20 protein-coding genes are annotated in these 24,754 nt (G+C 70.5%); 16 read left to right on the plus strand and 4 right to left on the minus strand.

The window, feature by feature from the left end; translation table 11 throughout:
- Nucleotides 1–21: 21 nt before the first annotated feature.
- The gene (gene mshC, locus Q2K20_RS08520; RefSeq protein ID WP_067714426.1) at nucleotides 22–1,275 is read left to right on the plus strand and encodes a cysteine--1-D-myo-inosityl 2-amino-2-deoxy-alpha-D-glucopyranoside ligase; all 1,254 of its coding nucleotides are present in this window, start codon (nucleotides 22–24) and stop codon (nucleotides 1,273–1,275) included.
- A 98-nt stretch (nucleotides 1,276–1,373) separates the two neighbouring features.
- Here mshC and Q2K20_RS08525 read toward each other — a convergent pair whose 3' ends face one another.
- Entirely contained in the window at nucleotides 1,374–2,300 is a 927-nt protein-coding gene (locus Q2K20_RS08525; protein WP_067714429.1) for a PAC2 family protein, read from the minus strand.
- Nucleotides 2,301–2,349: 49 nt separating this feature from the next.
- Here Q2K20_RS08525 and metH point away from each other — a divergent pair, with 49 nt between their 5' ends.
- The 5 genes from metH to hisG all read left to right on the plus strand — a co-directional run bounded on the left by metH (nucleotide 2,350) and on the right by hisG (nucleotide 9,878).
- Complete coding sequence (gene metH, locus Q2K20_RS08530; RefSeq protein WP_069390065.1) at nucleotides 2,350–5,910, plus strand: methionine synthase; 3,561 nt, start codon at nucleotides 2,350–2,352, stop codon at nucleotides 5,908–5,910.
- Between the two features lie 185 nt (nucleotides 5,911–6,095).
- Nucleotides 6,096–7,997, plus strand: a complete 1,902-nt coding sequence (locus Q2K20_RS08535; protein ID WP_240341285.1) for a heavy metal translocating P-type ATPase — start codon at nucleotides 6,096–6,098, stop codon at nucleotides 7,995–7,997.
- A 3-nt stretch (nucleotides 7,998–8,000) separates the two neighbouring features.
- On the plus strand, nucleotides 8,001–8,717 hold the full coding sequence (locus Q2K20_RS08540; protein WP_069390066.1) for an HAD family hydrolase: 717 nt from the start codon (nucleotides 8,001–8,003) through the stop codon (nucleotides 8,715–8,717).
- Complete coding sequence (locus tag Q2K20_RS08545) at nucleotides 8,714–8,977, plus strand: phosphoribosyl-ATP diphosphatase (RefSeq protein WP_067714437.1); 264 nt, start codon at nucleotides 8,714–8,716, stop codon at nucleotides 8,975–8,977. Before Q2K20_RS08540 ends, Q2K20_RS08545 begins: the two co-directional genes overlap by 4 nt.
- 49 nt (nucleotides 8,978–9,026) lie before the next feature.
- Nucleotides 9,027–9,878 (plus strand): ATP phosphoribosyltransferase, encoded by an 852-nt coding sequence (hisG, locus tag Q2K20_RS08550; RefSeq protein WP_067714440.1) that lies wholly within the window; start codon nucleotides 9,027–9,029, stop codon nucleotides 9,876–9,878.
- A gap of 101 nt (nucleotides 9,879–9,979) precedes the next feature.
- Here hisG and Q2K20_RS08555 read toward each other — a convergent pair whose 3' ends face one another.
- Nucleotides 9,980–10,747 carry a thioesterase family protein gene (locus Q2K20_RS08555; protein WP_119191684.1) on the minus strand — a complete coding sequence of 256 codons (768 nt, stop codon included), beginning with the start codon at nucleotides 10,745–10,747 and terminating at the stop codon, nucleotides 9,980–9,982.
- On the minus strand, nucleotides 10,747–11,658 hold the full coding sequence (locus Q2K20_RS08560; protein ID WP_119191683.1) for a RecB family exonuclease: 912 nt from the start codon (nucleotides 11,656–11,658) through the stop codon (nucleotides 10,747–10,749). Before Q2K20_RS08560 ends, Q2K20_RS08555 begins: the two co-directional genes overlap by 1 nt.
- A 59-nt stretch (nucleotides 11,659–11,717) precedes the next feature.
- On the opposite strand from Q2K20_RS08560, the gene Q2K20_RS08565 reads away from it, so the two are divergent.
- The 10 genes from Q2K20_RS08565 (at nucleotide 11,718) to Q2K20_RS08610 (ending at nucleotide 23,722) form a co-directional block, all read left to right on the plus strand.
- The gene (locus Q2K20_RS08565) at nucleotides 11,718–12,557 is read left to right on the plus strand and encodes a tRNA (adenine-N1)-methyltransferase (RefSeq protein ID WP_119191682.1); all 840 of its coding nucleotides are present in this window, start codon (nucleotides 11,718–11,720) and stop codon (nucleotides 12,555–12,557) included.
- 97 nt (nucleotides 12,558–12,654) lie between these two features.
- A complete protein-coding gene (gene arc, locus Q2K20_RS08570; protein WP_317176769.1) occupies nucleotides 12,655–14,355 on the plus strand; it encodes a proteasome ATPase in 1,701 nt (566 codons plus the stop codon).
- Complete coding sequence (dop, locus tag Q2K20_RS08575; RefSeq protein WP_163375763.1) at nucleotides 14,352–15,869, plus strand: depupylase/deamidase Dop; 1,518 nt, start codon at nucleotides 14,352–14,354, stop codon at nucleotides 15,867–15,869. The genes arc and dop overlap by 4 nt, the downstream gene beginning before the upstream one ends.
- Before the next feature lie 54 nt (nucleotides 15,870–15,923).
- Nucleotides 15,924–16,100, plus strand: coding sequence for a ubiquitin-like protein Pup (locus Q2K20_RS08580; RefSeq protein WP_096905488.1), 177 nt, complete (start codon nucleotides 15,924–15,926; stop codon nucleotides 16,098–16,100).
- A gap of 6 nt (nucleotides 16,101–16,106) precedes the next feature.
- Nucleotides 16,107–17,513, plus strand: a complete 1,407-nt coding sequence (gene pafA / locus Q2K20_RS08585; protein ID WP_119191679.1) for a Pup--protein ligase — start codon at nucleotides 16,107–16,109, stop codon at nucleotides 17,511–17,513.
- 11 nt (nucleotides 17,514–17,524) lie between these two features.
- A complete protein-coding gene (locus Q2K20_RS08590; protein ID WP_132063312.1) occupies nucleotides 17,525–18,493 on the plus strand; it encodes a helix-turn-helix transcriptional regulator in 969 nt (322 codons plus the stop codon).
- A complete protein-coding gene (locus tag Q2K20_RS08595) occupies nucleotides 18,490–19,458 on the plus strand; it encodes a helix-turn-helix transcriptional regulator (RefSeq protein WP_119191678.1) in 969 nt (322 codons plus the stop codon). Before Q2K20_RS08590 ends, Q2K20_RS08595 begins: the two co-directional genes overlap by 4 nt.
- A 108-nt stretch (nucleotides 19,459–19,566) precedes the next feature.
- Nucleotides 19,567–20,004, plus strand: coding sequence for a Sec-independent protein translocase subunit TatA (gene tatA / locus Q2K20_RS08600; protein ID WP_119191677.1), 438 nt, complete (start codon nucleotides 19,567–19,569; stop codon nucleotides 20,002–20,004).
- 12 nt (nucleotides 20,005–20,016) lie between these two features.
- Nucleotides 20,017–21,078: a twin-arginine translocase subunit TatC gene (tatC, locus tag Q2K20_RS08605; RefSeq protein WP_163375762.1), complete on the plus strand. Its 1,062-nt coding sequence runs from the start codon at nucleotides 20,017–20,019 to the stop codon at nucleotides 21,076–21,078.
- Nucleotides 21,062–23,722: a DEAD/DEAH box helicase gene (locus tag Q2K20_RS08610; RefSeq protein WP_096905491.1), complete on the plus strand. Its 2,661-nt coding sequence runs from the start codon at nucleotides 21,062–21,064 to the stop codon at nucleotides 23,720–23,722. Before tatC ends, Q2K20_RS08610 begins: the two co-directional genes overlap by 17 nt.
- A 51-nt stretch (nucleotides 23,723–23,773) precedes the next feature.
- Here the strand turns inward: Q2K20_RS08610 and Q2K20_RS08615 are convergent, their stop codons facing one another.
- On the minus strand, nucleotides 23,774–24,703 hold the full coding sequence (locus tag Q2K20_RS08615) for a 5'-3' exonuclease H3TH domain-containing protein (RefSeq protein ID WP_082923805.1): 930 nt from the start codon (nucleotides 24,701–24,703) through the stop codon (nucleotides 23,774–23,776).
- Nucleotides 24,704–24,754 lie beyond the last annotated feature (51 nt).

Below are 24,754 nucleotides of genomic sequence, written 5' to 3' on the forward strand. Positions count from 1 at the left end.
GTGGTCTCTAGACTCGGCCGCATGCACTCGTGGTCCACGCCTGTCGTCCCCTCGGTCCCCGGCGACGGCGCCCCCCTGAGGTTGTTCGACACGGCCGGCGGGGAGGCCCGCGAGGTGGCGCCGGGGCCCGTCGCACGCATGTACGTCTGCGGGATCACCCCGTACGACACCACCCATCTCGGTCACGCGGCCACCTATCTCACGTTCGACCTCGTCTACCGTCAGCTGCTCGACGCCGGGCACGAGGTTCACTACGTCCAGAACACCACCGATGTCGACGACCCGCTGTTCGAGCGGGCAGAGCGAGACGGCGTCGACTGGCAGGAGCTGGGGGACCGCGAGACCGATCGGTTCCGCGGGGACATGGAGGCGCTCCGGGTCCTCCCGCCGCGTGACTACGTCGCGGCCACCGAGACCATCGACGAGGTCGTGGAGATGGTGGCCGAGCTCCTCGAGCGTGGTCACGCCTACTGCATCGACCCCGCCGTCGACGGCTACTCCGACGTCTACTACCGCCACCGCGCGACCGAGGAGTTCGGGTACGAGTCGGGCTACGACGACGACGAGATGGCCGTCGCCTTCGCCGAGCGCGGTGGCGACCCTGACCGAACCGGCAAGGAACACCCGCTGGATGCGCTGCTGTGGCGTGTCAATCGTCCCGGCGAACCGTCCTGGCCCTCCCCCTGGGGGGCGGGCCGACCCGGGTGGCACATCGAGTGCTCCGCGATCGCCCGCAACCGCCTGGGGATGGAGTTCGACATCCAGGGTGGCGGCAGCGACCTGGCCTTCCCCCACCACGAGTTCTCCGCCGCCCACGCCGAGGCGGCCACGGGGGAGGCGCCCTTCGCCCGTTTCTACGTCCACGCCGCGATGATCGGGCTCGACGGCGTGAAGATGAGCAAGTCGCTCGGCAACCTGGTGCGCGTGCAGGCGCTGCGGGAGGAGGGCGTCGACCCGGCGCTCATCAGGCTCGGCCTGTTCGCCGGGCACTACCGCGTGGACCGGTCCTGGTCCGGGGAGCTCCTCGAGGCCGCCCGTCTCCGGTACGACACGTGGAACCGGGCCGTCGCCCGCGGCGCCGGTGCGGACTCGGCGGCCGCGATCACGGCTCTGCGCGAGCGCCTCGCGGACGACCTGGACACGCCCGGCGCGTTGGCCGTGATCGACGCGTGGGCGGAGGCGACGCTGGGCGGTGACGAGGCGGACCCGGGCGCCGGTGTCGCGGTCGCGACCGCCCTGGACGCTCTTCTCGGCATCCCGTCGACCGCCGCCTGACCGGCCGGGCCGGCTGACCTGCTGACCGGCGGGGCCGCCTGGCCGGCGGCACACGCCTGCCTGCGGGACGCGCGTGCCGCGACCCGGCCGGCCGCGGGTCACCCGGCGTCGGGCTCGTCCCGCTCGCCCCGTAGGAAGCGCTCGAACTCGGCCGCGATCGCATCGCCGTCGACCAGCGGCATGGCCTCCCCACCCGACGCGCGGCCGCGGTCGGGCTCCGGGTCGACCCCCGGGGTCACCCCGGAGTCCTCGTCCATCCGGTCCTCGAGGGACTGGATGTAGTCGCGGAGGTCCTCATCCTCGCCCGCGGCGGCGTCGACACGGTCGGCCCACGTCCGCGCCTGCACGCGCAGCGCGTCCATCGGCACCGCCATGCCCAGGTTCTCCGCGATCCAGGACAGCATCGCCTCGGTACCGCGGGGGTTCGGCGGCGAGGCCACGTAGTGGGGGACCCCCGCGAACACGCTCAGCGTGGGCACCCCCGCCTCCGTGAGGAGTTGTTGGAGCACCCCGGACATCCCGGTGGGCCCCTCGTAGTCCGACGGTTCGACGCCCATCGTCGCCATCCGCTGCCGGCTGAACGCCGCGCCGGTGAGCGGGACCGGACGGGTGTGCGGCACGTCGGCGAGGTAGGCCCCCAGCAGGATCACCTGGGACACCCCGAGGGTGTCGACCAGGTCGACGAACTCCGAGGCGAACCGGCGCCACTTCAGGGCCGGCTCGGGCCCCCGCACCAACAACACGTCCGCGGCGAACCCGTCCGGTCGACACGCCGACACCACCACCCGGGGCCACTCGACCGAGCGGGACACCCCACCCGAGATCCGGACGACGGGCCGCTGGTCCAGGTAGTCGAAGAACTCGTCACCGCCGACCTCGGCGATCTGGCGGGCCTCCCAGTTCAGGGCGAGGTGTTCGATGGTGCCGGTCGCCACGTCCGCGGCGTCGTTCCAGCCCTCGAAGGCCACGATCATCACCGGGCTCTCCAGATCGAGATGCCCGTCGGGACTCCATTGGACAGTCATTAGTACAGCCTACGTTCGTCCGGTTGTTCCCCACCCATACACTGGGGCCATGTCTGTCGATTTCGATTCGCCCTTATTGGATGCCGCCCGTCGGCGAGTACTGATCGGTGACGGGGCGATGGGCACGATGTTGCAGGCCGTCGACCTTGATGTGGACGCGGACTTCCTGGGCCTGGAGGGCTGCAACGAGATCCTCAACGCCACGCGTCCGGACGTCGTGGAGGACATCCACCGGGCGTTCTTCACCGCTGGCGCCGATCTGGTGGAGACCAACACCTTCGGCTGCAACCTGTCCAACCTGGGCGACTACGACATCGTCGACCGGATCGGTGAGCTCGCGGAGAAGGGCGCGGCGATCGCCCGCAAGGTCGCCGACGAGATGGGTCCGTCCCAGGACGGGACCCCCCGGATGGTGCTGGGTTCCCTCGGGCCGGGCACCAAGTTGCCCTCCCTGGGGCAGACCACCTTCGAGGAAATGCGGGACGCCTACGCCCAGGCCGCCGAGGGGCTGGCACGCGGTGGCGCGGACGCCTACCTCATCGAGACGAGCCAGGACCTGCTCCAGGTCAAGGCCGCGGTGCTCGGGTGCCAGGACGGGATGGCCGCCGCCGACAGGCGGCTGCCGATCATCTCCCACGTCACCATCGAGACCACGGGCACCATGCTGCTCGGCTCGGACATCGGCGCGGCCCTGACCGCGTTGGAGCCGCTGGGCATCGACATGATCGGCCTCAACTGCGCCACGGGTCCGGCCGAGATGATCGAGCATTTGCGGTTCCTGTCCCGGCACGCCGGGATCCCCGTGTCGGTCATGCCCAACGCGGGACTGCCGGAGCTCGGTGAGCACGGCGCCGTCTACCCCCTGGGCGCCGACGCGTTCGCGCCGCAGGTGGCCGATTTCGTCTCCGAGTTCGGCCTGTCGATGGTGGGCGGGTGCTGCGGCACCACCCCCGAGCACATCACCCGCCTGCGCGACGAGGTCCTGGGCCGCGAGAAGGCCGAGCGTCGGGTGGAGCCCGTCAACGCGGTCGCCTCGCTGTACAGCTCGACCCCCCTGCGCGCCGACGCCGGGATCCTCATGATCGGTGAGCGCACCAACGCCAACGGTTCCAAGCGGTTCCGCGAGGCCATGCTCGCCGGCGACTGGGACACCTGCATGGACATCGCCAAGGAGCAGATGCGCGACGGTGCGCAGATGGTCGACCTCTGCGTGGACTACGTCGGCCGGGACGGCTCCGACGACATGAAGGAGTTGGCCGGCCGGCTCGCGACCTCCTCGACGCTGCCGATCATGCTCGACTCGACCGAGCCCGGTGTCATCGAGGCCGGTCTGGAGAAGCTGGGTGGCCGCTGCGCGGTCAACTCGGTCAACTACGAGGACGGCGACGGGCCGGAGTCCCGTTTCCAGCGGATCATGCAGCTGGTCTCCCGCCACGGCGCGGCTGTGGTCGGGCTGACCATCGACGAGGAGGGCCAGGCCCGGACCGCGGATCGCAAGGTCGAGATCGCCGAGCGGCTCATCTCCGACCTCACCGGTAACTGGGGGGTGGCGGAGGAGGACATCATCATCGACTGTCTGACCTTCCCCATCTCGACCGGCCAGGAGGAGGTCCGCCGCGACGGCATCGAGACAATCGAGGCCATCCGCCGACTCACCGGGTCACACCCGAAGATCCACACCACGCTCGGCTTGTCGAACATCTCGTTCGGCCTCAACCCGGCCGCCCGCCAGGTGCTCAACTCGGTGTTCCTGCACGAGTGCATCCAGGCGGGTCTGGACACCGCGATCGCGCACAGTTCCAAGATCCTGCCCATGAGCAAGATCGACGAGCGGCAGCGGGAGGTCGCCCTCGACCTGGTCTACGACCGTCGCGGTGAGGGATATGACCCCCTCCAGGTGTTCATGGAGCTGTTCGAGGGCGTGTCCGCGGCCGGCGCCAAGGACGCGCGCGCGGCCGAGCTCGCCGCGATGCCGCTCATGGAGCGGCTGTCGGCCAGGATCGTCGACGGCGAGCGCAAGGGACTCGAGGCGGACCTCGACGCCGCGATGGCGGAGATCCCCCCTCTGGAGATCATCAACACCCACCTGCTCGGCGGGATGAAGACCGTGGGTGAGCTCTTCGGGTCCGGCCAGATGCAGCTGCCGTTCGTCCTGCAGTCGGCGGAGACCATGAAGGCCGCGGTCGCCCACCTCGAGCCCCACATGGAGGCCAGCGACGAGGACGGCAAGGGCCGCATCGTCCTGGCCACGGTCAAGGGCGATGTGCACGACATCGGCAAGAACCTCGTGGACATCATTCTGTCCAACAACGGTTACGACGTGGTCAACATCGGCATCAAGCAGCCGATCTCGGAGATCATCTCCGCGGCCCGCGAGCACAAGGCCGACGTGATCGGCATGTCCGGCCTGCTCGTGAAGTCGACCGTCGTGATGAAGGACAACCTCGCCGAGCTCAACTCGGAGGGGATCGCCGGGGAGTTCCCGGTCCTGCTCGGCGGCGCCGCGCTGACCCGGTCCTACGTCGAGGTCGACCTCGCCGGGATGTACCAGGGTGAGGTGTTCTACGCGCGGGACGCGTTCGAGGGCCTGCGGCTCATGGACGAGGTGATGACGTCCAAACGGACCGGGGTCCCGATGTCGCAGTCGTCGGAGTCCGCGGCCAAGGCCGAAGAACGCCGCGAGCGCCGCGCTCGCAGTGAGCGGATCGCCGCCAAGCGCGCCGCCGAGGCCGAGCCCGTCGTGGTCCCCGAGCGGTCGGACGTCGCGGCCGACCAGCCGATCGCGACCCCTCCGTTCTGGGGGACCCGGATCGCCAAGGGGATCCCGGTGGCGGACTACGCCGGTCACCTGGACGAGCGTGCCCTGTTCTTCGGCCAGTGGGGCCTGCGGGGCACCCGCAGCGGCGACGGGCCGGACTACGAGGAGCTCGTGGCCACCGAGGGCAGGCCCCGCCTGCGTTCGTGGATCGACCGGTTGACCACCGAGAACATCCTGTCCCACTCGGCCGTGGTGTACGGCTACTTCCCGGCCTACTCGGTGGGCGAGGAGATCTGGGTGCTCGCCGAGCCGCGCCCCGACGCCGAGGTGCTCCACAAGATCGCGTTCCCGCGCCAGCAGCGACCGCGCTTCCTGGCCATCCCCGACTTCCTGGCCTCCAAGGAGCGCTGCGAGGCCGAGGGAGTGGTGGACGTGCTGCCGTTCCAGCTGGTCACCATGGGCACGCCCATCGCGGACTTCGCCAACGAGCTGTTCGCCGCGGACAACTACCGGGACTACCTCGAGGTACACGGCCTGTCCGTGCAGCTCACCGAGGCCCTCGCCGAGTTCTGGCACCGGCGGGTCCGCGACGAACTCCGCCTGCCCGAGGGCACGGTCTCCGACGAGGACCCGGACAGCATCGAGGAGTACTTCAACCTCAAGTACCGGGGTGCCCGGTACAGCTTCGGCTACGGCGCTTGCCCCGACCTGGAGTCCCGCAAGGTGGTCGTCGATCTGCTCGAGCCCGAGCGCATCGGCGTCGAACTCTCCGAGGAACTGCAGTTACATCCCGAGCAGTCGACCGACGCGTTCGTGCTATACCACCCGGAGGCCAAGTACTTCAACGTCTGAGGCGGGCACGCAGGACAGCCTGTCCTTGCTGGTAGAGGACATACCCGACGGCGGATGATGAAGTCATGCACACCATCGGGCACCGATCTGGCGGTGAATCCACCAGCCCCGCGTCGGCATCGACGCGGGGCCGGGCGGACGGGCCACTCCGCACCTTCGTCGGCTCTCGCCAGGGGGTACTCGCGATGGCCACCGTCCTGGCCATCGCGATCCACCTCGTGTCGCGCGCGGTCACCGGTCCCGGCGTCTCCACGACGGTCGAGTGGTCGATCCGGGCGCCCCTGGTCGCGGTGGTCGTGGTCGGCGGGGTCCCACTCATCCTCGAGGTACTGCGCTCGGCGGTGAGGAGCGCGGGTGGGGCGGACATGCTCGCCGCCATCTCGATCATCACGGCGGTCGCTCTCGACGAGTGGCTGGTCGCCGCGATCGTCGTCCTCATGCTGTCCGGCGGCGAGGCGCTCGAGGCCGCGGCGTCGCGGAGGGCATCGGCCACCCTCGACGCCCTCGCGCGGCGCAGTCCCACGATCGCGCATCGACTCCGCGGGGACTCTACGGCCGCGGGCGTGGACGACATCCGCGCCGAGGAGGTCCGCGTGGATGACCTCCTCCTCGTCCTGCCTCATGAACTGTGCCCCGTCGACGGCGAGGTCGTGGGTGGCGACGGCGCCATGGACGAGTCGTTCCTGACCGGCGAACCGTACGTCGTGCCGAAGTCACCCGGCTCCCAGGTGCTCTCCGGGGCCGTCAACGGCGAGGTGGCGTTGACCGTCCGGGCCGAACGCCGGGCGGCAGACTCCCGGTACGCGCAGATCGTCGGCGTCCTGCGGGAGGCGGAGGAACACCGGCCCCCGATGCGTCGCCTGGCCGACCGTCTCGGCGCCTGGTACACGCTGGTCGCACTTGCCCTCGGCGTCCTCGGCTGGGTCATCTCGGGCGACCCGACCCGCTTCCTCGCCGTGGTGGTCGTCGCGACCCCGTGCCCACTGCTCATCGGCGTACCGGTCGCCATCATCGGCGCCATCTCGCTGTCCGCCAAGCGTGGGATCATCATCCGGAACCCGGCAATGCTCGAGAACGTCAGCCGGATCGAGACGATGATGTTCGACAAGACGGGCACACTGACCTACGGTCGCCCCGTCCTGACCGAGATCATTCCTCGACCGGGCACCGATCCGGATGGCGTGCTGGCGACCGCAGCAGCGGTCGAGGTCTACTCCCGTCATCCTCTTGCCCGAGCTGTCGTCGACGCCGCCACCGAACGAGGTCTCGCCATACCACCACTCAGCTCGGTCGCCGAGAAACCCGGCGCCGGACTGGTCGGTGAGGTGGGCGGCCACAGCCTTCGCCTGACCAACCGTCGTGGACTCGCCGCGGTCGACCCCGACGCCGTCGACCTCCTCCCGGGGACGGAGGCCGGTCTGGAATCGATCGTCCTCCTGGACGACCGGTACGCCGCCACCCTCCGGTTCCGGGACGAACCGCGGGCGACCGCAGGCGACTTCATCGCACATCTGCCGCGCTCGCACGGCGTCAAGCACATGATGATCATCTCGGGTGACCGCGAGACCGAGGTCCGCCGGTTGGCGGACCGGGTGGGCATCAGTGAGGTGCACGGCGGGGTCGGCCCCGAGGGCAAACTCGCGATCGTCCGCGAACGCACTGCCGCGGGGCCGACGCTGTTCCTCGGGGACGGCATCAACGACGCCCCGGCGATGACGGCCGCGACCGCAGGAGTCGCGTTCGGTGCCACCTCCGACGTGACGTCCGAGGCCGCCGACGCCGTGGTGCTGGATTCCTCACTGGAGCGCCTCGACGACCTGCTCCATATCGGAGCGCGTATGCGTCGGATCGCCCTGCAGTCAGCGGTGGGCGGGATGGCCGCCTCCGTGATCGGGATGCTCCTCGCCGTCTTCGGGTTGCTGAGCCCTCTCGCGGGGGCGATCGCCCAGGAGGTCATCGATGTGCTGGCGATCCTCAACTCGGCGCGCGTCGTGATGGCGCCACGGAAGCTCAGCGACTTCGATGCGATCCCGTCGCCATCGGCGCCTCGGGTCACCCCCGGTTCACCTGACTCGGGTAGACAGTAGTCCGTGACCAGCAATTCCTCCGACCGTGTTCCGTCCGCCGTCTGTCTCGACATGGACGGCACCCTCGTCGACACCGAGCGACTGTGGGACATCGCCGTGTACGAGCTCGCCGAGCACCTGGGGCGCCCCCTCGACGAGACGACGCGCGAGAGGACGCTGGGCAACTCCCTCCACGGGTTCTTCGAGATCCTCGGCGAGTACACGGGTCGCCGGATCGTGGGCGAGGAGTTCGACCGCCTCGCCCACCGCTTGAACTCCCGGGTCACCGAGTTGATGCGAACTGATATGAGGTGGCGGCCGGGCGCCGAGGATCTCCTCGCCGATATCGCGTCGACGAGGACTCCGGTCGCGTTGGTCACCAACACCACCGCCGATGTCGCGGTGGTGCCCCTCGAGTTCATCGACCGCTCCCGCTTCGACGTGGTGGTCACCGGGTGCATGGTCACCGAGGCCAAGCCCGCCCCGGACCCGTATCTCCTCGCGTGTGCCCGGCTCGGGGTGGAGCCCGGCTCGGCGGTGGCGGTGGAGGATTCCGTCACCGGCGCGACCGCGGCGGTCGCCGCCGGATGCCGGGTGCTGTACATCCCGTCGACCGACGGCCAGCCCGGCGTCGTCGGGGCCCACACCCACGACACCCTGGAGGGCATCGACACCGCGGCGCTCCACGGGCTCACCTCCGGCACACCCGTGGGTGCGGCTATGGGACAATCGAGCGTGTGAAGACCTTCGACTCGCTGTTCACCGAGCTGTCCGAGCGCATTACCGCGCGCCCCGAGGGGTCCGGCACCGTCGCCGCGTTCGACAAGGGTGTGCATCATCTGGGCAAGAAGGTCGTCGAAGAAGCCGGAGAGGTGTGGATCGCCGCCGAGTACCAGTCCGACGAGGAACTGGCGGAGGAGATCTCGCAGCTCCTGTACTGGACCCAGGTCATGATGCTCAGGCGCGGACTCGGCCTCGAGGACGTCTACCGACATCTCTAGACCCCGCCCCGCGTCCACCCTCACGCTCACAGATCCCGGAGCCCCCGTCATGCTGCGCGTCGCACTGCCCAACAAGGGCGCCCTGTCCGAGTCCGCCTCCGAGATGCTCGCCGAGGCGGGGTACCGTCGTCGGCACGAGGGGAGCAAAGACCTCACGCTGATCGACCCGGACAACGACGTCGAGTTCTTCTTCCTCCGTCCCAAGGACATCGCCGTCTATGTGGGCTCCGGCCGCCTCGAGATGGGCATCACCGGCCGGGATCTGGCCGCGGATTCCATGGCCGAGGTCGATGAGCTCCTCGATCTGGGCTTCGGCCACTCCACCTTCCGCTACGCCGGTCCCGCCGGGGCGGGATGGTCCACCGACCGGCTCGCCGGCGCGCGGATCGCGACCTCGTACCCCAATATCGTGCGTCGGGACCTCCAGCAGCGGGGGGTCGAGGCAGAGGTCATCCGCCTCGACGGCGCCGTGGAGATCTCGATCCAACTGGGAGTGGCCGACTGCATCGCCGACGTCGTGGGGTCCGGACGGACGCTCAAGGTCCACGGCCTGGAGGCGTTCGGCGACATCCTGTGCGACTCCTCGGGCGTGCTGATCTCCCGGGCGGACGCCGAGGTGTCCGCGGCGATGGCACAGCTCAGGGCGCGCCTGCAGGGCGTGGTGTTCGCCCAGCAGTACATGATGCTCGACTACAACTGCCCCAAGGATCTGCTCGACGAGGTCTCGGCGATCACGCCGGGCATCGAGTCGCCCACGGTCTCGCCGATGGCGGACCCGGCGTGGATCGCCGTCCGGTCGATGGTGCCGCGCAAGCGGGTCAATTCGATCATGGACGAGCTCGCCGCGTCCGGCGCGAAGTCGGTCATCGCGACCGACATCCGTTCCTGCCGTATGGGCTGACACCCACAAGATCCGCTACTCCGACTTCGGATCCGCTACCCGCATAGGGGTAGCGGATCCGCAGTCGGAGTAGCGGATCCTCGGGCTGGGACCGCGCCCGATCAGACCCGCTCGATCAGCAATGCCTGCAGGGTGTGGCCGATCGCACCGACCTCGTCGAAGAGCGTTCCGGTGGTCGCGCCCACCCCGTCGGGACCGATCGAGGCCCGCGCTGTCACCCCGATCCACTGCCCGACGGGCCGGCGGTGCAGGTGCGTGACGACGTCGGTGTTGAGGAATCGCCACTCGTGGGGTTCGAGGACCGCTCCGACGCCGTTGGCGATGTCCGCCACGCACATCACGTGCTCGGCGGGGGTCGTCTCCTCACCTGCCACCAGCGGCAGGGTGGGCCGCGCCCACACCGTGCCGTCCTCGGCACCCCGGATCTCGAGAGAGTCGATGTAACCGCTGGTCCAGCGGTTGAAGAACTCACTGTTGTGATCGGCCCCAGGAAGCTGGCGGGGCTGATCCAGCGTCTGCTCGACCTCCGCGGTGTCGCTGACGAGCATCCGCCACGCGCTCGCCCGGGCGACGATCCGTCCACGCGCCTCGAGCTCGGACTCGACCAGCTGGATCCGCCGGCCCGGTCGTGTGACGCGCGCCCGCGTCCGCAACTCGCCCAGCGGGACCGGACCCAGCAGGTCGACCGCCACCCGTGCGATCCGCGTCTCCTCGGACGGGTCCAGCCGATCCATGGCCCGGGTGAGGATGGCAGAGGGCGGGGCCCCGTGTTGCAGGTCGGGGCCCCAGGCGCTCACGGTGTGCGGCGTCGCTCGGAAGACCTCCCAGCCGTCGTCGGTACCCAGCGGCTCGAAGTAGGCCTCCGTCATCATGTTCTCCTCGGTTCTCCCTGACCTGACAGCAGAGTGTCCGTCCCGGCTGGTACCACCCGCGTCCCGGGCCACCCCGGGTACTCCGGCGGGGTACCGCCGTACGCCGGACACAGGGCCTGATGATTGCACCAGTCGCACAGGCGGGACGTACGGGGGCGGAAGTCCCCCGTCTCCCCGGCCCGCTCGATCTCCGACCAGAGCGAGTCGAGGGACGCCTCGGTCTCTCCGAGGGATGCATGATCCGGGGTGAGGGTGAGCCAGCTGCCGTTCTTGAGGTAGATGAGTTTGAGCTGCGCGGGGAGCACCCCGTGGACGCGGTGGTACATCAGGGCGTAGAAGCGCATCTGGAACATCGCCTGGTGCTGGTACCGCGGGTTCGGGGGTTTGCCGGTCTTGTAGTCGACGACCCTGACCTCGCCGGTCGGTGCCACGTCGACCCGGTCGAGGTAGCCGTGGAGCGGGGTGCCCGACTGAGTGGCCGTGAGCAGGTACTGCTCGCACGAGGCGGGGGAGAAGCGCTGCGGGTCCTCGACGCCGTAGAGGGCCGAGACCAGGCCCGCGACCTCGGCCTCGAACCCGGGGCGTTCGGCCACAGGTACCACGTCGGCGCCGTCCTCCGCCGCGTAGAAGTTCTCGACGGCGGCGGGGACGAGGTCCGCGGCGCGCTGCGGCGCCCGGTCGGCCTGCTCGAGGCCGTAGAGCTCCTCGAGCACCGAGTGGACGACGGTGCCCGTCACCTGGGCGCGGGTCTTGGGCTCCGGGATCCGGTCGATGGTGCGCAGGCGGTACAGCAGCGGGCACTGCCGGAAGTCCGCCGCGCGCGAGGCGGACAGGGCGAGGGGCTTGCGTTCCGGCAGGGGTACGTCGCCCGCTGCCGGGATGCCGCCGATTTCCAGGGGATCCGTCACACCTGGCAGGGTAGACAACCGGTCGGACAACCGGCCCGTATGTCCCCCCTGGAGGTCCTGTGCAGCGATCCGGTCCGTTCGTCGTGGGCGACCGCGTCCAACTCACCGACACCAAGGGGCGCAAGTACACGGTCGTCCTCGTCGAGGGCGCCGAGTTCTTCACCCACCACGGGGCCGTCCGCCACGACGACCTGATCGGTGCGCCGGAGGGGTCGATCGTCACCTCGACCAAGGACTCCCACTACCTCGCGCTCCGGCCGCTGCTCACCGACTACGTGCTGTCCATGCCGCGCGGCGCCCAGGTGATCTACCCCAAGGACGCCGCGCAGATCGTGCACGAGGGTGACGTGTTCCCCGGCGCCCGCGTCCTGGAGGCCGGTGCCGGTTCCGGCGCGCTGACCTGCTCACTGCTCCGGGCCGTGGGCCCCGAGGGGCGGGTGTTCTCCTACGAGATCCGTGAGGACCACGCCGAGCACGCCGAGCGCAACGTCCGTACGTTCTACGGCGAGCACCCCGAGAACTGGGATCTGCGCGTCGCGGACCTGGCCGAGACCTCCGTGGAGGCGCTGGGGGGCCAGGTCGACCGCGTGATGCTGGACATGCTCGCGCCCTGGGAGTGCCTGCCCACGGTGAGCGACGTGTTGGTGCCCGGCGGGGTGCTGGTCGCCTACGTGGCCACCACGACCCAGCTGTCGGACGTCGTGGAGGCCCTGCGGCGTCAGCAGTGCTGGACCGAGCCCCGGGCGTGGGAGTCGATCAACCGCGGCTGGCACGTGGTCGGCCTGGCCGTGCGTCCGGAGCACCGCATGCAGGGCCACACGGCGTTCCTCGTGACCGCCCGCCGGCTCGCCGAGGGCGTGACCACCCTCAAGCCCAAGCGGCGCAGCGGAAAGGGCTGACCGGCGGACTCGCAGGGACCTGCGCCCGCGTCCGCCGATAAGGTGGAGGGGACGACGACGAGGTGACTCGTCGACGACCAGGAGGGCAGGTGATCGCGTGACCGAGGGACGATCCCCGGCCGGCGACGGGCAGGACCGGGTCGCCATCGACCGGGCCGAGCTCGCACGGCTGCGCAAGGCCGTGGACGAGGGGGCCCGTTCGGACCGCGAGAAGACGATCAAGATCGACGCCCTCGGCGCCCGCAACGTCCGGCTCGCGGACCTGCTCAAGGACTCGCGCGACCAGCTCGCGGCGCTCAAGAGTGAGGTTGAACGACTCGGCACCCCGCCCAGCACCTACGGCGTGGTCCTGGCCCGACCCTCCGGCCCGGACTCCGTGGAGGTCATGGCCGCGGGTAGGCGGATGCGCCTCGCGATCGCCCCGGGGGTGGACCCTGCCGAACTCACCGCCGGTACGACGGTGCGTCTCAACGAGGCCTTGACCGTGCTCGAGGTCTCCGGAGAGCTGCCCGTCACGGGCGTCACCGCCATGTTCCGTGACGTACTCGCCGACGGCGTCCGCGCCCGCGTCGTGATGGGCAACGACGAGGAGCACATCGTCGTGCTGGCCACCGCGCTGCGGGGCGGTCGGACCGCCGAGCACCCCGCCCCGGTCCGTCCGGGCGACGCGGTGCTGGTCGACCCCAAGGCGGGCGTGGCGTATGAGGTCGTGCCCAAGGCCGAGGTCGACGAGCTCCTGCTCGAGGAGATCCCGATGGTGGAGTACTCCGACATCGGTGGACTCGGACCGCAGATCGAGCAGATCCGCGACGCCATCGAGCTGCCCTTCATCCACCACGACCTCTACCGCGAGTTCCACCTGGCCCCACCCAAGGGCGTCCTGCTCTACGGGCCCCCCGGCTGCGGCAAGACCCTCATCGCCAAGGCCGTCGCGCACTCATTGGCCCGCGCGTCGGCGGTCTCCCGGGGCGACGACGTCTCCGACGGTCGCTATCCCAACTCGTACTTCCTGTCCATCAAGGGCCCGGAACTGCTCAACAAGTACGTCGGCGAGACCGAGCGGCACATCCGCTCCATCTTCGAGCGGGCGCGTGAGAAGGCGACCGAGGGCAACCCGGTCATCGTGTTCTTCGACGAGATGGACTCGATCTTCCGCACCCGCGGTTCCGGTGTCTCCTCGGACATGGAGACCACGATCGTGCCCCAGCTACTCGCGGAGATCGACGGCGTGGAGGACCTGCGCAACGTCATCGTGATCGGCGCCTCCAACCGCGAGGACATGATCGACCCGGCCATCCTGCGCCCCGGCCGGCTCGACCTGAAGATCCGCATCGACCGGCCCGACCGCGACGCCGCGACCGATATCCTGGCGAAATACATCACCCCCGACCTGCGCTTCGACCCGGAGGAGGTCGGGGACGCGGACGAGCAGACGCACGTGGCGGACCTCATCGACCGGATCGTCGACAGGCTCTACACGCGCGACGCGTCCACCACGTACGTGCACCTGGTGTACGCCTCGGGCCGCCGATCCTCCCTGTACCTGGCCGACCTCACCTCCGGGGCGATGCTGCGCAACATCGTGGACCGGGCCAAGAAGCTGGCGATCAAGGACATCGTCCACGGCACCGGGCAGGGCCTGACCACAGACGACTTCCTCGACGCTGTCGACGCCGAGTTCGCCGAGAGCGCGGACCTGCCCAACACCTCCAACCCGCAGGAATGGGCGCGGCTGACCGGTGTCCGCGGTGAGCGCGTCGTCGACGTCTCCATCCCCAACAAGGGCGTGGACCAGTGACCCCTCCCGTTCGGAACGCGTCGGGTGAGGTCGGGCGAGGCCGGATCATCGGCACCGAGATCGAGTTCGGCATCGTCGCGGTCGGGCAGCCCCTGCTCAGCTCGGTGGTCACCTCCACCCAGGTGATCAAGGCCTACACCGACCCCGGGGAGTCCGCCGGCGGCGCCGACGAGACCCGCTGGGACTACGAGTCGGAATCGCCCCTGCGCGACGCCCGCGGTTTCGACCTGGGAGCCGTGCGCGCCTACGACCCCGGCGAGTTCGGGGTGACCAACCGGGTGCTGACCAACGGCGCGCGCTTCTACGTCGACCACGCGCACCCCGAGTACTCCGCGCCGGAGGTCGACTCCCCGCGCGACGCGGTGATCTGGGACAAGGCCGGCGAGCTCGTCATGCACCGCGCCGGGGTCGAGTCCTCGGCGACCGAGGGCAACGCCGAACTCAAGCTGTACAAGAACAACGTCGACGGTAAGGGCGCCTCGTACGGCGCGCACGAAAACTACCTCGTCCGCCGCGACGTCGACTTCGACGCCCTGACCCTGAGCCTGGCACCGCACCTGCTGTCCCGGCAGGTGTTCTGCGGCGCCGGACGCGTGGGGATCGGGCAGTCCGGCGAGACGGCCGGCTTCCAGCTCTCCCAGCGCGCCGACTACATCGAGGTGCTCACCGGGCTCGAGACGACCCTGCGTCGCGGGATCATCAACACCCGCGACGAGCCGCACGCGTCCGACGAGACGTGGCGCCGACTGCACGTGATCATCGGCGACGCGAACATGTCCGAACTGGCGACGTACCTCAAGATCGGCACCACGTGCCTGGTCCTGGACGCCATCGAGGAGGGCGTCGACTTCTCCGATCTCCTGCCCGTCGACCCCGTGGAGGCGGTGCACGTCATCAGTCACGACACGTCGCTGACCGCCACGGTGCCGCTGCCCGACGGCCGCGCACTGACCGGGATCGGTCTCCAACGCGAGATCCTGGACCGGGTCGCCGACCTCGTCGGCGACGGACCCGGCCGACCGGACTGGGCCACCGAGGTCCTCGCCGAATGGCGGGAGATCCTCGAGGCCCTCGAGCAGAATCCCATGTCGTGCGCCGACCGCCTGGACTGGCCCGCCAAGCTGCGTCTGCTAGAGGGATTCCGCGCCCGCGACGCGCTGGACTGGGACCACGCGCGGCTCGCGCTCATCGACTTCCAGTACCACGACATCGATCCGGAACGCGGCCTCTACACCCGTCTAGTGGCGAAGGGCGCGATGCGCCGACTGACCACCCCAGACGAGGTCGAGGCCGCCGTCACGACCCCGCCCGCCCGGACGCGGGCCTGGGCCAGGGGACGCTTCCTCGCGGAACTCGGAGACAGCATCCACTCCGCCGGATGGGACCTCGTCGTCGTCGTCGACTCACGCGGCCACCAGCGCCACGTCGACCTCACCGACCCGTACACCGGGACCCGGGAGTACTGCGAGGCGCACCCGGACTTCCTCACCACCGACGGACCGTCACCGTGGTGACCGCACCGACACGCACCTCCGACCACCGAACCTCCCACCGTTAAGGAGAAGTCCATGTCCCGGATCCAGAAGAACGCCGGCGGCCCCGCCGACGGTGACGACGAGGCCGGCCAGGTCGCCAAGGCCGCCGACACCACCTCCGCCGACTCGCTGCTCGACGAGATCGACGACATCCTCGAGACCAACGCCGAGGAGTTCGTGAAGTCCTACGTCCAGAAGGGCGGGCAGTAGACCGCCATGATCCGTCGCATCGTCGGGATCGAGACGGAGTTCGGGATCACCAGCGTCGGCGGTGACGGCGCGCGGTCCCTCGGCGCCGACGAGATCGCCCGCTACTTCTTCCGGCCCGTCGTGCAGCGGTGGCGCAGCTCCAACGTCTTCCTGGAGAACGGCTCCCGCCTCTACCTCGACGTGGGCTCCCACCCCGAGTACGCGACCGCCGAATGCGACGGCCTGCGCCAGCTCGTCGCGCACGACAGGGCGGGGGAGCGGATCGTCGACGACCTCGCCCTGCAGGCCGAGCAGGCACTCGCCGCCGAGGGGATCGACGTCAACGTCTATCTGTTCAAGAACAACACCGACTCGGTGGGCAACTCCTACGGGTGCCACGAGAACTACCTGCTCGACCGGGCCACCCAGGTCCGCAGCATCGCCACCACACTGTTGCCGTTCCTCGTGAGCCGGCAGCTCCTCTGCGGCGCCGGCAAGATCCTGCCCGGCACCCCGGCGGGCGTGGGACTCGGCGAGACGGAGGAACCGACGTTCTGCTTCTCCCAGCGCGCCGAACACATGTGGGACGGCGTCTCGTCCGCCACCACCCGGTCGCGACCGCTCATCAACACCCGAGACGAGCCGCACGCCGACTCGACCCGGTTCCGGCGCATGCACGTGATCGTGGGCGACTCCAACATGATCGAGACCACCACGCTGCTCAAGATCGCCAGCACCCGGCTCGTGCTGGAGATGCTCGAGGCGGGCGTCGAGCTGCGCCCGATGGCGGTGGCGCACCCGGTTCGGGCCATCCGGGAGATCAGCCGCGACCTCACCGGCACGCGGCCCGTCGCGATGACCGACGGCACCACCATGACGGCGCTGGAGATCCAGCGGGAGTTCCTCGCCGGGGTCCACCGCTACCTCGACAGCGGCGGCTGGGAGCGCGACGATCGCCCCGACATCGAGCGGTGCGTGGCCCTGTGGGAGCGGGTGCTCGACGCCGTCGAGTCCGGGGACCACGAGTCGATCGCCGCCGACATCGACTGGGCCGCCAAACTGCGGCTCATCCGGCAGGTCCAGGACAAGACCGGCGTCGACCTCGACCACCCGAGGCTGTCCCAGATCGACCTGACCTACCACGACGTGCGGCCCGGACGCGGGCTCCACTCGGTCCTCGAACGCCGCGGGCTCGTCTCCCGCGTCGTGGACGACGCCGAGGTGGAGCGGGCCCGCACCGTCGCCCCCGAGACCACCCGCGCCGCGCTGCGTGGCAGGTTCATCACGGCCGCCCGGGACGCCGAGCGCGACTTCACCGTGGACTGGGTCCACCTCAAGGTCTCCGACGGCACCCTGCCCACCGTCGCGCTGACGGACCCGTTCGCCCACGAGGACCCGCGTGTCGACGAACTCGTCGCCGCGCTCGGACGATAGCGTCTCCAGGCGTGCCCACCTCGAAGTCCCAACGTCTGGTCAACCTCGTGATCTGTCTGAGGTCGACCAACGCGTTCCTGTCGGCGGGGGAGATCCGCAGGATGGTCCAGGGGTACGACGACGCCGAGAACGACGCCGCCTACCTGCGGATGTTCGAACGGGACAAGCGGGAGCTACGCGACGCCGGGGTCCCGCTCGAACAGGGCGCCTCGCTGGCCCCCGGATCGCCGGCCGGGTACCGCATCCCCGCCCACGGGTACGAGCTGCCCGACATCACCCTCACGCCCCAGCAGGCCGGCGTGCTCGCCGTCGCGGCCGAGGTGTGGCGCGAGGGGGAGCGGGCCGCGCGCGCCGACGGGGCGCTGGCCAAACTCACCGCCGCGGGGATCGAGCCCGCGCACGACGCCGGCGCGACCGTGTCCGTAACCGACCCCGCCGAGCTCGCGACCGCCGCCCTGGTCGCCGAGGCGATCGCCGAGGGATCCACGGTCACCTTCTCGCACACCCCCGCGGGCGCCGCCGAACCCACCTCCCGGCGGGTCGAGCCCTGGTGGACCGGATCCCGCCACGGCCACTGGTACCTCGTCGGTCACGATCTCGACCGAGGCGAACCCCGGACGTTCCGGCTCGTCCGCATCTCCGACGTCCGGCTCGGGCGCGCCGCCCGGACCGTCCCCGTCCCGCCGACCGAGCAGGTCCTCGCGTTGCTGGACGGCGCCGTCTCCCGGCTCAACCCCCTGGTGGAGGCCACGGTCTGGGCCGCCGACGGCAGAGCCGCCGAGCTGCGCGCCATGGCCCGGTCCCAGAGCCCCGCCCGGCGATTCGGCAGGGACGGGGTCGACCTCGAGGTCGCCGCGCCGCTCGGTGAACTGTCCGCGCTCGTGGCCGCCCAGGGTGCCGACGCCGTGGCCCTGCGCCCGGCCGAGCTCCGCGTCCGGGTCGTGACGATCCTCACCGCCGCCGAGGAGGCCGCCCGATGAGCGCCCGCGCCGTCCCGCTGGCCACGTTGCTCAGCGTGGTCCCGTACTTCCACACCCGGGGCGCCGTCCCCGTGGCCGACGCGGCCCGCGACCTCGGGTTGACCGAGAAGCAACTCCGGGCCGCCCTGTGGCAACTGTGGTCCTGCGGTCTGCCCGGGTACGGCCCCGGTGACCTGATCGACCTCGCCTTCTCCTCCGAGGACCTCGACGACGCCGATCTCGTGGAGGTGACCTTCACCGCCGGGATCGACCGCCCGGTCCGCCTGACCGCCGCGGAGGCGGTCACGCTCGAGACCGGGCTGGCGGTGTTCCTCGACCAGCCGGAGGTGATCGACCAGGGCGCGCTGCGCGACCTGCTGTCGACGCTCCGGACCGCCACCGGCGCCGACGTGCACGCCGGGGGGCTCGACGCCCGACGCGAGACGGCCGACTCGGACGCGGACGTCGTGCGCACGGCCGTCCACGACGGTCGGGCGCTGCGCTTCGTCTACCACTCGGCCAGCTCCGACACCTCCACCACCCGGGTCGTGGACCCCGCACGCCTGTCCGTCGCCGACGGCCATTCCTACGTCCACGGGGTGGACCGTGAGTCGGGTCAGTGGCGGACGTTCCGCACCGACCGGATGAGCGGGGTCGAGGAGGTGGGGCCGCGCCGCGCGCTGGGACCCCGACCCCAGGACGACGGCGAGGGCGACGTCCGACTGGAGTCCGCCCGTGTCCCCGCCGCCGCGGCCTGGTTCCTCGACGAGTTCCGGTTCCACAGCGTGGTCCGCCGCCCGGACGGCGACCTGGAGGTGGAGATCGCCTACCACGACCGGGCCTGGCTCCTGCGCTTCCTGCTCGGTCATGCGGACGTCGTGCGGGCCGCCGATCCCGAACTGTCCGCCGAGGTGGCGGGCCGCGCCGTCGAGGGGCTGGAGGCGTACTCGGCGGAGCCGGGGAAGACCTCCGTGACGGAATCGTGAATTCTCGGTAAATAACCAGGTAGCAGCCGGTTTCGGGGAGCGCTCGAGTGACGCCGCCCGGTGTGGGTGCGCTAGCATGGGCACGTTGTCAGACAAACGGAGGTTGACATGGGTGCGTTGAGCATCTGGCACTGGCTCATCGTCCTCGCGGTGGTGCTCCTGCTGTTCGGTTCGAAGAAGCTCCCGGACGCCGCCCGCGGCCTCGGACGGTCGATGCGCATCTTCAAGTCCGAGATCAAGGAGATGCAGAACGACGACAAGCCGGTCGAGGACCCCGCGCCGCAGGCTCTCACCCAGGCGCAGCCGAACGCCGCCCAGTACGCGCAGCCGCAGGCACAGCAGTCCGCCCAGCCCCAGCCGCAGCAGTACCAGCCGCAGCAGTACCAGCCGCAGGCACCCCAGCAGTACCAGCCGCAGGGGCAGCCGAATGCCCAGGGGCAGGGTTACCCGCAGGCACCCCAGCAGCCGTACCAGCCACAGGGGCAGCAGCAGTACACCGACCCCACCGCCCCATACCACGGCGGTCAGGGTCAGCAGGGGCAGTAGGCCGACCCCTCCATGACGCAGACCGACACCGCGGACACCGGCGCCACCCGCAAGGGTGGCGCCGGTCGCCTGCTGACCAGACGCCGCCGCAGGCCCCGCAACCCGGACGGCACCATGCCGTTGATCGAGCACATCTACGAGCTCCGCAACCGCGTGCTCATCGCGATGGCGGCGATCATCGTGACGTTGGGCTTCGGATTCTGGTGGTACGGCAGCGGCTTCTTCGGCATCCCGTCGTTGGGCGGGATCCTCACCGGCCCCTACTGCGACATCCCCCCGGGGGCGCGCCTACAGCTCGGTGACGACGGCGACGAGTGTCGCCTGCTCGCCACCGGACCGTTCGAGCAGTTCATGCTCCGGCTCAAGGTGTCCGCCACCGCCGGCATCGTGTTGGCCAGCCCGGTCTGGCTGTACCAGCTGTGGGCGTTCATCACGCCCGGCCTGCACAAGAACGAGAAGCGCTACGGGGTCGTCTTCACCATCCTGGCCGCGGTGCTGTTCATCGGCGGCGCGGTGCTCGCCTACGTCGTGATCGTCCACGCGTTGGAGTTCCTGCTCTCGATCGGCGACAACGTCCAGACCACCGCGTTGTCCGGCACGCAGTACTTCACGTTCCTCATCCAGCTCATCCTCATCTTCGGCGTGAGCTTCGAGATCCCGCTCCTGATCGCGATGCTCAACGTCGCCGGGGTCGTGAGCTACGAGGTTCTCGCCAAGTCGCGCCGCGGGATCATCATGGGCATCTTCGTCTTCGCGGCCGTGGCCTCGCCCGGCCAGGACCCGTTCTCGATGCTCGCCCTCGCACTGGCGGTGACCATCCTCGTCGAGGGCGCGATCCAGTTCGCCCGCCTGCATGACAAGCGCAAGAACAAGTCCCGCGCCGACTGGCTCGAGGTCGACGACGAATCCGCCTCGCCCCTCGGCCCCGCCGACGACCTCGGCGGATCCGGCCCACTCGAGCGGCCCGCCCCTCTGACCACCCCGGCCCCGGACACCGGCACCCGAACGCCCGGCGACACCCGACCGCTCCAGGCCCCGGCCGGTGGCGGTTCACTCTATGACGACATCACCTGACCGTCCCCGGACCGATCACCTGCTCGAGGACTTCCTCACCGGGGAGGGGTTCTCGCCTGACCCCTTCCAACTGGAGGCGTTCTCCGCCCTCGACGCGGGACGCAACCTGCTCGTCTCGGCGCCCACCGGGTCCGGCAAGACCCTCGTCGGCGAATACGCGGCTCACCGGGCGCTCGCCGGGGGAGGGCGCTGCTTCTACACCACCCCGATCAAGGCGCTGAGCAACCAGAAGTTCCGGCAGTTCCGCACGCGCTTCGGCCCCGAGAACGTGGGGCTGCTCACCGGCGACCACTCGATCGACGCGGACGCGCCCATCGTGGTGATGACCACCGAGGTCCTGCGGAACATGATCTACAGCGGCTCGTCGGCGCTCCACGACCTGGACTGCGTGGTGATGGACGAGATCCACTACCTCGGGGACCGCTCGAGGGGCGTCGTGTGGGAGGAGATCATCCTCACGCTCGATCCGGCCGTCCGCCTGGTCGGGCTGTCCGCCACCCTGAGCAACACCGACGAGCTGGGCGACTGGATCACCGAGATCCGTGGCGACACCGCGGTGGTGCTGTCCGAGCACCGTCCCGTGCCGCTGGCCCACATGCTCTACACCGATGGGGACCTGATCCCCATCCGGGCCGCTGCCGACCAGCGCAGACGGTCCCGGAGCGGCTACCACGAGGAGCGGGTCACGGCCCGGCCCCGAGCGCAGTGGGCCAGACGCCAGGACGTCATCGAGAAGCTCGACGACGAGCGACTCCTGCCGGCCATCTACTTCGTGTTCTCCCGGGCGGGGTGCGACGGCGCGGTCGCTCAGATGCGTCGCGCCCGCCTCCGGCTCACCACCGGGGAGGAGGCCCGGCGTATTGCCTCACACGTGGACGCCGCCTGCGCCGAGGTCCCACAACACGACCTCGACGCCCTCGATTTCACCTCGTTCCGCGCCGGGCTGGTCAACGGGCTCGCCGCCCATCACGCCGGGATGCTCCCGCTCTTCCGCACCATCGTGGAGGAGCTGTTCTCCGCAGGGCTGATCAAGGTCGTGTTCGCGACCGAGACCCTGGCGCTGGGCATCCACATGCCGGCTCGCGCGGTGGTGCTGGAGAAGACGACCAAGTTCAACGGCGACACCCACGCGATGCTCACCTCCGCGGAGTACTCACAGATCACGGGCCGGGCCGGCAGACGGGGCATCGACACCAAGGGCACGGCAGTCGTGCTCGACCAGCCGGACCTCGACCTGGACGCCCTGTCCGCGCTCGTCGACACCCCGCGGTTCCCATTGCACAGTGCCTTCGCTCCCGACTATTCGATGGCGGTCAACCTCGTCGAGCAGCTCGGCGTCGAGGAGGCCACCATCCTGATCGGCCGGTCGTTCGCCCAGTTCCAGACCGACCGCACCCTGGTGTCCCGGTCCCGCGCCATCGAGCGCCGGTCCGATGAGCGCGACCGCATGCGGGCGTCGCTCGAGGAGGCCGGGGGAGACGAGGACCTCGACGAGTACATGGGGTTGCGCGCCGAGCTCAGCCGTCTCGAACGCAAGGCCGAGAAGTCGAACCGGGACGACCGGCTGGCGTCCGTGCGCGCGGCCATGCTCAAGCAGACCGCCGGCTCCGTGATCACCGTGGGCCGCAAACGATTCGGCATGGTGGCGACCGTGCTGCAGGTCCGGACCGACATCCAGTCCGACCCCGCGCTGCTCTGTCTCACCGACACCGGGTGGACCGGCTGGTTACGCCAGAACGACTTCGCCTCGCCCCCGATCCCCGTGGGTCGGGTCGACCTGCCCAAGGGCCGCCGCAAGCTCGACGGGCGCGCCAAGCGGGCTCTGGTCCAGCGGATGGAGCACCTGCGGGGCAAGGCGAAGGGTCGGATGAAGAACGCCGGCGGTAAGCCGGTCCGCAAGGACCCGCGGATCGCCGCGGCGCGCCGGGCACTCCGGCAGCACCCGCTGCACGAGGACCCCCGGATGGACAAGCTCGCCCGCCTCCACGAGCGCTGGGCCCACGCCGACGCCGACGTGGCCGCGCTCACCGCCGAGGTCGACGCCGACGCCGATTCGCTGGCCCGCCGCTTCCGCCGCATCGTCGACCTGCTCCGGCACCTCGGTTATCTCGAGAAGGTGGACGGCGTACTCCGTGCCACCGACGCCGGGCGGCTCCTGGCCGGGGTACACACCGAGCAGGACCTGTTCGTCGCTGAATGTCTGCGGCGGGGAGTGTGGCGCGGGCTCGATGCCGCCGGCCTCGCGGCGGTCGTCACCACGGTCGTGGCCCACCCGCGGACGGACTCCGCGGTCCGCGAACCCTCCGACGACACCCTGCGCGCCGCCCTCGCCGAGACGGAGCGGGTGGCCGGTGACGTCGCCGAGATCGAACGCGCGCACCGCCTGCCCACCACCCCGGACCTGGACGCCGGCCTCGCGCCCGTGATGCACCACTGGGTCTCCGGCGGGGCGCTGGCCTCGATCCTCGCCGCCTCGTGGCAGGAGGGCGTCGAACTCACCGCCGGCGACTTCGTCCGCTCCGCCCGCCTCGTGGTGGACGTCCTCGCCCAGGTCGGTCAGGTCGCCGAACCGGAGCTCGCCCGCACCGCCCGGTCCGCCGTGGGGTCACTGCGCCGCGGTGTGGTGCTCGACCACATGGCCTGAGCCGACGCGGACGAGCGGCGACGGGAACGGGGCGACGGGCGCCTGCCCGGCTCAGACCGCGTCGAGCCCCTCGGTCGCCTCGACGAGCCGGCCGATCGCGCGGGCCTGCCCGGTCGATTCGCCCAGCGCCTCGAGGCGGTCGGAATCCACGGCGCCACGGCGTCCGTCGACGTCGCCCTCGAACCGTACGTCGAACGCCCGGCCGCCCAGGCGGACGACCCCGCGCGCGGCGGAGAGGTAGTCGGCCCCCTCGGTGATCGCCGTGCGCTGGCGGGCGGTGAGCGCCGACCCCGGATCGCCGGCGGCGGCGACGATGCCGTCGAGGTCGCCGTATTCGCGCAGCAGGGCCGCGGCGGTCTTCGCACCGACCCCCGCCACGCCGGGCAACCCGTCCGACGCGTCGCCGACCAGCACCGCGTAGTCCGCGTACACGCGGGCGTCGTCACCAGCGGGCAGATCGAAGCGCTCCGCCACGACCTCCGGGGTGTACGCCAGACGCTTCTTCATCCCCGCTCCCACGTACACCACGGTGGTGCTCGCCGATGCCAGCTGGAACAGGTCGCGGTCGCCCGTCACGACCAGCACCTCGCGATCCCGGGCGGCCAGCGCGGCCAGCACGTCGTCGGCCTCCGCGTCCTCCGCCCACGCCTGGGCGATGCCCGCCGCCCCGAGGATTCCGCGGATCGACTCGACCTGCGGGCCCAGTGACGCGGGGGCGTCCTCCTCGCCGTCGTCACCCACGCGGTGCGCCTTGTACGAGGGCAACAACTCCACCCGCCAGTCCGGACGCCACGCGCGGTCGAGGCCGGCCACCAGGCCGGTCGGGGAGTACTCGTCCACGAGCACGGCCACCATGTCGCAGAAGCCGCGCACGGCGTTGGCGGGGGAGCCGTCCGGGCCGGTGATCTTCTCGGGCACGGAGTGGAACGCGCGGAACCACAAGCCGGCGCTGTCGAGAACCATGAGCGGGCCCTGGGACACCGCGCCTCCTTGATGTCGTCGGGTCGGGAGCGAGTACCTGCCGTCAGGCTA

It is taken from the genome of Dietzia sp. IN118 (genome assembly GCF_032905965.1).
GTDB classification, from domain to species: Bacteria; Actinomycetota; Actinomycetes; order Mycobacteriales; family Mycobacteriaceae; genus Dietzia; species Dietzia kunjamensis.

Excerpts from the sequence above, each read along its gene's own strand:
- Q2K20_RS08535 (WP_240341285.1), top strand. The coding sequence starts at position 6,096 with ATGGCCACCGTCCTGGCCATCGCGATCCACCTCGTGTCGCGCGCGGTC.
- Q2K20_RS08580 (WP_096905488.1), top strand. The coding sequence starts at position 15,924 with ATGTCCCGGATCCAGAAGAACGCCGGCGGCCCCGCCGACGGTGACGAC.
- tatA (WP_119191677.1), top strand. The coding sequence starts at position 19,567 with ATGGGTGCGTTGAGCATCTGGCACTGGCTCATCGTCCTCGCGGTGGTG.
- tatC (WP_163375762.1), top strand. The coding sequence starts at position 20,017 with ATGACGCAGACCGACACCGCGGACACCGGCGCCACCCGCAAGGGTGGC.
- Q2K20_RS08555 (WP_119191684.1), bottom strand. The coding sequence starts at position 10,747 with ATGACGGAGGCCTACTTCGAGCCGCTGGGTACCGACGACGGCTGGGAG.
- Q2K20_RS08525 (WP_067714429.1), bottom strand. The coding sequence starts at position 2,300 with ATGACTGTCCAATGGAGTCCCGACGGGCATCTCGATCTGGAGAGCCCG.
- mshC (WP_067714426.1), top strand. The coding sequence starts at position 22 with ATGCACTCGTGGTCCACGCCTGTCGTCCCCTCGGTCCCCGGCGACGGC.
- pafA (WP_119191679.1), top strand. The coding sequence starts at position 16,107 with ATGATCCGTCGCATCGTCGGGATCGAGACGGAGTTCGGGATCACCAGC.
- metH (WP_069390065.1), top strand. The coding sequence starts at position 2,350 with ATGTCTGTCGATTTCGATTCGCCCTTATTGGATGCCGCCCGTCGGCGA.
- Q2K20_RS08610 (WP_096905491.1), top strand. The coding sequence starts at position 21,062 with ATGACGACATCACCTGACCGTCCCCGGACCGATCACCTGCTCGAGGAC.
- Q2K20_RS08595 (WP_119191678.1), top strand. The coding sequence starts at position 18,490 with ATGAGCGCCCGCGCCGTCCCGCTGGCCACGTTGCTCAGCGTGGTCCCG.
- hisG (WP_067714440.1), top strand. The coding sequence starts at position 9,027 with ATGCTGCGCGTCGCACTGCCCAACAAGGGCGCCCTGTCCGAGTCCGCC.